Consider the following 8,938-nt stretch of genomic DNA (forward strand, 5'->3'; position numbering starts at 1 on the left):
ACTAGCGCGCGCTCGCCGCGGTAGGGCCGACGCGACTACCCGGATCGAGCACGGTGCCCGGCGCGATCGTTATATGATGACCGATCACACTTCCGGCGCCCACGGTTGCATCGGCACCGATTTGCGAGCCTGAGGCAACGATCGATTCGTCGATATGCGCGCCATCGCCCACTACCACGCCGTCCCACAGCACCGATTCACGCACGACCGCGCCCGCGCCGATGCGGCAACCACGGCCTAGAACCACATTTGGCCCGATTTTGGCCGAGGGATCGACGACGACGTCCTCGTCGACGTGGACCGGCTGGGTGACGCCCGGGTGCCCTGCCAGCAAAGCTGCGCCCGCCCCGCTGATGCCGGGCTCGATCGCCAGCGGCATGGACCCGTCCATGATATCGCGGTGCGCGGCAAGGTACTGCTCGGGGCGCCCGAGATCGATCCAGTAATCGTCGGTAGTATAGGCAAACAAGCCCTTGCCGGCGGCGATGATCTGCGGGAAGGTCTCGCGCTCGATCGAGACCGGCCGCCCGGCGGGGATAAAATCGAGGATGCCCGGCTCCAGCAGGTAGGTGCCGGCGTTAATTTCATCGGTCGGCGCGGTGCCGGGGGCCGGCTTCTCGACGAAGGCCGAGATCTGCCCGTTCTCATCGTGGACTACGCAGCCGAAGGACGAGGGGTCCTCGACGCGGATGAGGTGGAGCGCGCCGAAGCCGCCCTTCTCCTTATGAAAGGCCATCATCGCGCGCAGATCGAGGCTGGTGAGGACGTCGCCGTTGAGCACCACGAACGGCCCGGTGATGTACTCCTCCACGTTCTTGATGGCGCCGGCCGTGCCCAGCGGCGTCGCCTCGATGACGTAGGTAATCTTCATCCCGAGCTGCGAGCCGTCGCCGAAATAGTCGATGATCGCCTGCGGCATGTAGCCCGCCGGCAGAATCACCTCGTGGATGCCCGCCTCGGAGAGCCGCTCCATCGTGCGCGCCAAGAACGGCACACCCATAATCGGCACCATCGGTTTGGGCGTCCCGAACGTCAGCGGACGCAACCGCGTCCCCTCCCCACCAACCAAAACGATGGCCTGCACCCTGGAAAACCTCCTACAAGACGTGTGAACCGCCAAGCAAACTCCATTCGCCCCTCGAGTACTTTCCTCCGCGAGCGAAGCCTAAACGCAGCGCCGCACGAGGAATTGCGAAGAGCATCGCTCATATAGCGGCATGCCCGTCGGCAAATGCATAAAGGCCACGATCGCCGTGATAGGGATGCTGCTCGGCCTCGCGCCGATCGCAGCGCCAGCCTCGTGCGTGCAGGGCGCGCCCCCGGCGTATCGGGACATCACCTACATCAGCGTCGAGCAATCTTCACTAGTCGACAAAATGCACCCGAAGTATTCGTTTACCGGCACGCTCTACCCGACGGGGCCGAAGGGGGTACACGCGGATGCGTGGCTGACGGCGAAGCACGGCACAAGGCTTCGGGGCTACTTCGTTGCCGCGGACCAGCTCGGGACCTTTCAGCGGTTACTCGGCATCTTGCGTCGCGATCGGTTCTTCGAACTGCGCCTTACCCCGATCCCGCCAGTGTACCTGGACGGCCCCGAGGATGGCATCATCGTCAGCTGGTGTGGCGTAACCACGACGCTCGGCACGGCTTCATACGCAGGCGAGGTGAGCCTTAGTGACGTTGCCGCGCAGCGGTTCTTCCACCTGGAGGACGACCTGCGACACGCGATCTTCGCCGAACGCTGGATCACGCCAACGCCTCAGCCGGTTCGCTGAACCGCCTGGGGAGCTATTCGCGCTCGCCCAAGGTGGTTGCCAGGACGAAAGCCCTTCATGTAGTATTACGGTCGCTGCCATTCCCGGTTCGTCTAATGGTAGGACGCAAGCCTCTGAAGTTTGTTATCGTGGTTCGAGTCCATGACCGGGAGCATAAATGGCCCTATCGTCTAGAGGCCTAGGACGCCGCCCTCTCACGGCGGTAACACCGGTTCGAATCCGGTTGGGGCTACCAACGAAAGCCTGTAACCACGGGCTTTTTTCGTTGTCGCCGCGGCTTTGTGGCACCGTTGTGGCACCGAGCATCTATTTTTGGCGTCCGGTGCCGTCGCTAACCCGAAACCGACCGCCTCTCCCAACACGTCTTCGATGCGATCCGCAGCCGACTTCTGCAAGGACTCCACGGCATGCAGGTATGTGTTTGCCGTTACGCCGATGGCCGAATGCCCAAGCGAGGCTGAAATGGTCTTTAGATCGACCCCCGCTTGCAGCGCGATCGTCGCGAACGAGTGCCGCAGGTCGTGGAGCCTAATCTTCGGGAGCTTCGAGAGCCGGATGAATTGAGCGAACGACCATGAGAGTGAGTCTGGATTCCACAGAGTGCCGTCCTTGCGGTCGAAGACGTACGCGTTTCCATCCTTCCCGAGACCCAACAGAGCACGTCGCTCGTTCTGTTCAAAGCGCTGCCTCCGCAGCGCATCCACGACGAAAGAGGCGAGGGATATGGTGCGAGCGCTACGGGCGGTCTTCGGCGACTTCTCGCGCCGCTGCCCATCCACCATTTCAACGCTGCGCCGGACGGTAAGCTTAGCACCTTGCAGGTCAATATCGGACCAGCGAAGCCCCATTAGCTCGCCGCGACGAAGGCCCGTGCCAACCAGTACGGCGATGGGCAACTGTAGCTCGGTGCCGGTAGCGGCCGAGAGCAAGGCGCGCACGCCATCGGCGCCGACCGTACACATTTCTTTGGTCACGACTTTAATCTTACTCAGCGAAGCGCAAGGGTTGCGCGTGAGAAGTTGCATCTGAATCGCCCATAAGCAAGCTGATTTGAGCGTGTCCGCTATATGCTTAACGGTACGCATCGACAAAGCGCGCTCGGCGCTTATGATTCGCTTGATTCGAGTCTCTTTGATCCACTTAGCACGCGCAGCCTCAATGTGCGAGGTCCGCAAAGCCGCGATACGGATACTGCCGAGCGCGGGAAGGATATGATTTCTCACATATCCCTTATAACTCCCGAACGTGCGCGTGCCAACGCGCTGCTCAACCGACTCAAGCCATCCTCCCGTACGCCCGTGGCGCTCGTCTGAAGGATTGCATTTATCTGAACACTCGTGCTGGGGGTCTACAACGCCCACGAGAAGTTCCTTCACGGTCATGCGTGTCGCATCGAAGCCACCGTTTTCGGCGTCCCGCAACATATCGCGCAGACGACGTTGGGCGTCCGCCTTTGTTCCCCGAATCGTTTCCCGCCGCTGACGCCGGGAGCCGCTCGGCGCACGATCAAGTTCCACGCGAAGATACCATGTACCGTCAACGCGGCCACGGATAATATGACCCTTCATATTGTTCCCTTCTTGCGATTATCTGACGACACTCTTGTAAGAGTTGGTTCCCGCGGCGCAATAGCGTTAGCCCAAGCCTGGACCTCGCGCACCACGCTTTCATCGATAGCACGCAGGCGCGTTTCGAGCGATCCACTGCGACTTGAGGACGCGTGATCGAGTAGCATCCATGCCACGTACAACAGTCTTGAGGCGGGCAGGTCATGCGGCGGTGTGCATCGCGTAGGAATGGTGCGTCCCGATCCCCAGCACTCTTCTGCGGCTCTGTGCAGCCGCCTGAGATGGGGCACGTCGGACTTCCGTTCGCTCGGCGCTGCCGTCGCTTTGAATGCCCATAGACTTCGGTCGCCGACGTTGTTTCGCTCATAGTCGGACCCTGTGAATATCGCTCGCGCTTGCGCGACGACGCGCGACTGACCACCCATGCGACAGTTTAGGACATGCAGCATGGCAATCGCGTGTTGCTTGTAACCGGACCGCCCGAGCCCAATGAGCCAATCGAACCCTAGCGAGTCAAGAACGCGACGAATTGTTTCCGGCTCGGGCGCTCGATTTTCGTTGATCCAACGTCGGATCATTCGAACCCAATTCGCTTCGCTTTCGCCTCCGCGATCTCGCTTCGCAATCTGATGCGCAAGAGCGGTAACTTTTACGACGCCGCGATAATCGAACAATTCCAAAGCAGCGGTATCAAAGTCGTTGAGCGTTAGAGGCTGGAGAGTTGGACTCGTTCGCAACACGTGTTCAACCAAGAACGGCAGCCATCGCGCGTTCACATATCGACTAAAATCCGGGGTCATTCGAGGCATTGCCACTATTTCTACTTACTGTCCTAGAACCCCTTGTTACGCTAGGGGTGTTCTTGGCGCGCCCGGTGCGCTCCAGCAAGAAAGGAACAAATGTCGATTGGTAATGAGCGAGCGACGGTTACGGTCAACGAGGCTGCGAGGATTCTCGGTATCGGCAGGGCAGCGGCTTACGAAGGTGTGCGTGCTGGCCGAATCCCCTCGATCCGCATCTCACCTCGGCGCATCGTCGTGCCGCGGGCGGCGCTTGATCGTCTCCTCGGTATGAACGCGCCCGCGGGGACAACGCACGCAGAAGCGATTCTGCCATCGTGACGGCGATCCAAACAGGGCGCGATGTCGAACTTCTCGCGCTTGAAGACCCGGACGAATACGAGAAACGGCTGCGCTCATACAAGCTGCTCGTCGCAATCGGAGACGATCCGCTCGATGCCGCTGACGCTTGCCGACGCGCGGATGCGGGCGACGAGCCCGATTCGCTCGATCTCGCCGAGCGGGATTTCGCAGCCACATTTATGCGCGCGCTTCGCGATGTCGCCGCCGAACGTCGTCGCCGTGATGCCGCCGCCGCAGGTCTGCTTGCGCGCTCTCGTATTCACGGGCGGGCTGTCCAATGAGCACGGCGAGCCGAATCATTGCGAATCTCGAACAGATTGCAGCGCAAAACCATTCGCAATCTTCCGAAATAGATCGTGCCGATAATCTTGTCTCTATGGGCGAGTTACTGCGTTCGCAAGCTATCGAACCCAAGTGGCTCGTCGAAGGCCTCTTGCCTGACGGCGGTACGTCGCTATTTGTTGCGAAGCCGAAGGTCGGCAAAAGCACGATGCTTCAGAACCTCGCATTCGCTGTAGCGCGCGGCGAGCCGTTTCTTGGACGCGCTACGACGCAAGGCGTGGTCGTTTACCTCGCGATCGAGGATAAACCATCGGAGCTCGCGCGAGCATTTCGCGCAATGGGCGCAGGCGAAGGCGACCCCGTTCACTTTCATTGCGCGCGGACCCCAGACGACGCGGGAGCGTGGCTCCAGCGCGTCGTCGAGCAGTATGCCCCAGCTTTGATCGTTGTCGATACATTCCAACGGTTCGCAAAGCTGCGCGACCTGAACGATTATGCCCTCGTCACCAACGCCTTCGGGGCCCTCTGCGACCTGGCCCGCTCTTGCGGCGCGCACCTCGCCGCGAGCCACCACGGGAAGAAGGCCGGCGGCGACGACGGAGATGCAGTCTTAGGTTCGACCGCTTTGTTCGGCGCGGTCGATACGTTAGTCGAACTACGTCGGCATGATCGCGAGCGCACGGTCTTCAGTTTTCAGCGGTACGGAATTGACCTGGAGAAGACGCTGCTCACGCTTGATCTCGAAACCCGCTTGCTCTCGACCGACGGGACAGCGGCAGATGCTGACAAACACCGCGCCGCCGCAGCGGTTCTCGACATGCTGCAGAACGCTGACTGCCCCCTGGCCCGCGACGTAATACTCAACGCCGTAGAGGGTCGCCGAGCTACCACTGTCAAGGTACTCGCGGAGCTGGTCGAGGGCGGGGAAGCCATCCGCGACGGTAGCGGCAGGAAGGGCGATCCCTACCTGTTCACTCTCGCCGTCGAAAGCGAAAATGCCGTTCCCGCGTTTACCGGCGAGAACGGCGGCACCGAAAAGAATCGGGAACGGAATAAATCCAATAGCGACGGTGCTTTCAGCCTCGTTTCGGATTCCGTCCCGCCGTTCCCACATATATACCCGGAACGGAAAAACGGAATCGGCCAGGGCAATGAACCGAGAGAAAACAGGGCGCTCGGGTTGCCTTTCGACGCCGCCGCCAAGTCCGAACCTGGGACGCTTCGGGCCCTCGATAGCGGCGGTGAATCCGAGGAGGCTCTATGGACACGGTAGCCCTCCACGCCCCTCACCCCGGCGACGGTCGTGGGCTTGGTATGGCTTTCGGGCGGCACCATCCGCCGACGTGACGAGCGCATCGAAGCAGCCTTTCCCGTAGGGTCGCCCGCGCCGGAGTACGCCGAAAGCATGCGGATCGCATGGGAGGCGACTGCGCTACTCAAGCGCGACCTTCTCTCGTTCCTGGACCTTCCCGCTGATCGGCAGCGCGCTATCGCGGAGAGCGCGCTCTTACGCGAGGGCCTCTTCTTACCGATGCCGCCACCGTGTCCATTCTTTATCGGGCACGCGGCCGACGAGCACTGCCGTCGGTGCGGCGCATCGAACGCCGAACATTGCCAGCGATGAGGCCGGTCGCGGAGGCCGACGGGCCTCATCGCTGTAAGACAGTGCGGGAGGGTTTCGAGTGCTCGCAATACCGAAGAACCCAGGCCGACGCGCGGCGCCCTTTAAGAATATCGCCGTTGCCCTGCTAATCGCGGCTGTCGTCGCGTATCCTGTGGCATCGTCGGCTGCCCGCGCACACGGCACAGTGGGATACATGCTAGAGAACGACTGTTCGCAGGGGCGTGCCGCCTTTGGTGACGAGAGAGCTGCGACTGACGCCTTTAACATGGGGGACTTTAGGCGCGCGCGGCGCCAATTCAAAAAGGCATCGGACTTGTGGTACGGCTGCAGCAAGGAAACGTCGGATCAGTACGCCCATGACCAATATCTCTTAGCCCATGACCAAGACCTAGCAAACGCATCCGACAATAACAGCGATCCGTGGATTGCTCTTGCGTGCGCGCAATTGAACGAACTCGCCTACGCAACTCAGTTCAGCCTCGTTCGCAAAGAGGCGCTAAAGACGAAAAACATCTGGTGCCAAGCACTCGGGCAGTAGCGGCTCGCGCGCGAGATACGGGGCAGGCATGCCACGGGTAGACTCATTTTACGGCTGCTGAATTCGCTCATTTCGCGCCTGCTGAATCGCCCCTCTCGTCGGATGCTTTTACGCCAGACATAGGCTGCTGAAACGGCTAGACCAGCAGCCGGGAACAGCGCCTGAGAACAGCAGGCGCAAGTCGCCGTAAACAGCAGCCGTGTGCCGCAGATGCCGGGGCGATTTTTCGCGGATTTTTTGGCCCGGGGTCAGGGCCGTTCTTAGTCGCGCGGGTTCGCAATTATCGCGGGGGGAACGGGTTGCACGCACGGTCTGGGTCAAGTACAAAGGCCTCCGGCGGCAAACCTCACGTTTGTTACAGGCTTACCGCCATGTAGACGAGGAGGCCATGGAGACGAGGAGGGCTATCGCCATGAAGACAAGCGGCACGAGGGCGACGATCCCGACGACCAGGCACGCGGCACTCGCGAGATCAGTCGGGGGCCAGAACGCGGATGTGCCGACAGCGAACCTCGCGATGACGTAGGTCAGCCAGCCCGTCGCCACCACCGCGCACGCCGCGACGTAGATCCGTCTCAGCGCGGTCATCTTAGGCCGTTCGCCATGAGGCCGATCAGCGCCAGGAACCACATCCCGATGAGTATGCCGCCGCCCTTGATGTTCTCGACGGTCGCTTTGCCAACGCGGTAGACCATGAACGCCGCGATGGCCATGAAGGCGAAAGTGAACAGCGTTCCGACGAGCCGGTGCATGATTCTCAGTATGCGCCATCCGCAATTGTTTTCGCAAGTCGCCTTTGATCGTTCACGGCGCTTCGCTTCGCTCTTGCTTGGATGGAACCAGCGGTCAACACGGGAGCGCCGTCTTGGCCTGTTCCCTTGGCGCTGGTGACGCGCATCGATCGTGGTTGAACCTGTGGCGCCATGCGATGCTTAACGCGGGTGCTAGCGGCCTCCGCTCGTCGTCGGCGTGGCACCGTTGTGGCACGAACTCGGTGCCACGGGTCGAGATTGGACGACCTGCGCCGAAACCAGGACGAGCCGCAAACCTTACAGGACAAGGCTTTCCGCTACTAGCCGTTACTCGTCGTCATCGCCAGACTCAGATTCGAATCCGGTTGGGGCTACCAATGAAGAAACGCCTGTATTCACAGGCGTTTTTAATTACGCTGCTCGGCCCCCCGGATCGCGCCTCCGTAGTGCGGAATGAACTCCAGATGCGCGTCCTAATTCCGCATACCCACCGCGCAATCTGGCCCGGCAGCTCGTTCGCGGAGAATGTCGAGTCGAGCGCCGAGGTTCGGCTGACGGCGTGGCTGCACCCTAAGCGCGGCGGCGATCTCGCCATCGACCGCGCATCTGCGCTCGGCGCCACGCCGCCTTTACAGCGGAGCTATGAGCGGCGCTCCTCGCTGCTGGCGCAAACCGATGCGGACCCAGCCGACCGCGAACTCTTTCGTGCTTATTGCGCCGGCTTCGATATCCACGTCGTGGAATCGCATTGGCGGTCGATGGTCGTCAGTGGCCCGCTCGATCGCTTGATTGAGGCTTTCGGGGCGACGGTGGCCATCTTCACCGACGGCGACGGTAACCGGTTCCGGCATCGTTCGGGCAGCCTTCACGTGCCGCCGGAGATCGCAACCATCGTCAGCGGCATCTTCGGGCTGCACCTGTGGCCTCGCTCGTCTCGGCTCGGGCCGCTGCAGCGGCACTCGATACCGCTTAGCGCAAGCGATGTGATCGATCGCTACCAATTCCCCGATGCCGATGGAACGGGCGTTACCGTCGGAATCGTGCAATTTCGCGGCGAGTTTAAAGCCGATGATTTCTCCCGTTGCATGGCCGCGCAGGGTGTAACGTCCTCGCCGCCCATCATCAAGCGCATCGATAACGCGGCGTTACAGCACGACATACAAACCACGAAAGACCTCGAAGCCGCCCTCGATATCCAGATCATCTCGGCGCTTGCGCCCGGGGCGCGCACGGTGATCTACCAAGCACCCGACA

General features: G+C 61.3%; 8 protein-coding genes and 2 tRNA genes. 6 read left to right on the forward strand and 4 right to left on the reverse strand.

Annotation, left to right across the window (positions count from 1 at the left end; translation table 11 throughout):
* Position 1 precedes the first annotated feature (1 nt).
* Positions 2 to 1,084, reverse strand: coding sequence for an NDP-sugar synthase (locus tag VMW12_03430; protein ID HUZ48779.1), 1,083 nt, complete (start codon positions 1,082 to 1,084; stop codon positions 2 to 4).
* A 133-nt stretch (positions 1,085 to 1,217) separates the two neighbouring features.
* Between VMW12_03430 and VMW12_03435 the strand changes: the two genes are divergently transcribed.
* From VMW12_03435 to VMW12_03450, 4 genes are all read left to right on the forward strand, one after another.
* Positions 1,218 to 1,778, forward strand: coding sequence for a hypothetical protein (locus tag VMW12_03435; protein HUZ48780.1), 561 nt, complete (start codon positions 1,218 to 1,220; stop codon positions 1,776 to 1,778).
* An 81-nt stretch (positions 1,779 to 1,859) separates the two neighbouring features.
* Positions 1,860 to 1,930 (forward strand) — tRNA-Gln (locus VMW12_03440).
* 7 nt (positions 1,931 to 1,937) lie between these two features.
* A tRNA-Glu gene (locus VMW12_03445) sits at positions 1,938 to 2,013 on the forward strand.
* A gap of 2,232 nt (positions 2,014 to 4,245) precedes the next feature.
* A complete protein-coding gene (locus VMW12_03450) occupies positions 4,246 to 4,467 on the forward strand; it encodes a helix-turn-helix domain-containing protein (protein HUZ48781.1) in 222 nt (73 codons plus the stop codon).
* A gap of 74 nt (positions 4,468 to 4,541) precedes the next feature.
* On the opposite strand, the gene VMW12_03455 is transcribed toward VMW12_03450, so the two are convergent.
* Positions 4,542 to 4,751, reverse strand: coding sequence for a hypothetical protein (locus VMW12_03455; protein HUZ48782.1), 210 nt, complete (start codon positions 4,749 to 4,751; stop codon positions 4,542 to 4,544).
* Between the two features lie 14 nt (positions 4,752 to 4,765).
* Between VMW12_03455 and VMW12_03460 the strand changes: the two genes are divergently transcribed.
* Positions 4,766 to 6,043, forward strand: a complete 1,278-nt coding sequence (locus tag VMW12_03460; GenBank protein ID HUZ48783.1) for an AAA family ATPase — start codon at positions 4,766 to 4,768, stop codon at positions 6,041 to 6,043.
* A gap of 1,252 nt (positions 6,044 to 7,295) precedes the next feature.
* Here VMW12_03460 and VMW12_03465 read toward each other — a convergent pair.
* Both VMW12_03465 and VMW12_03470 read right to left on the reverse strand, forming a co-directional pair.
* On the reverse strand, positions 7,296 to 7,520 hold the full coding sequence (locus VMW12_03465) for a hypothetical protein (protein HUZ48784.1): 225 nt from the start codon (positions 7,518 to 7,520) through the stop codon (positions 7,296 to 7,298).
* Positions 7,517 to 7,684, reverse strand: coding sequence for a hypothetical protein (locus tag VMW12_03470; protein ID HUZ48785.1), 168 nt, complete (start codon positions 7,682 to 7,684; stop codon positions 7,517 to 7,519). The genes VMW12_03465 and VMW12_03470 overlap by 4 nt, the downstream gene beginning before the upstream one ends.
* Positions 7,685 to 8,148: 464 nt before the next feature.
* On the opposite strand from VMW12_03470, the gene VMW12_03475 reads away from it, so the two are divergent.
* Positions 8,149 to 8,938 (forward strand): protease pro-enzyme activation domain-containing protein (locus tag VMW12_03475; protein HUZ48786.1); only part of this gene is annotated, 790 nt, incomplete at its 3' end.

The sequence above is a fragment of the Candidatus Dormiibacterota bacterium genome (assembly GCA_035532835.1).
Taxonomy (GTDB): Bacteria; Vulcanimicrobiota; Vulcanimicrobiia; order Vulcanimicrobiales; family Vulcanimicrobiaceae; genus DAHUXY01.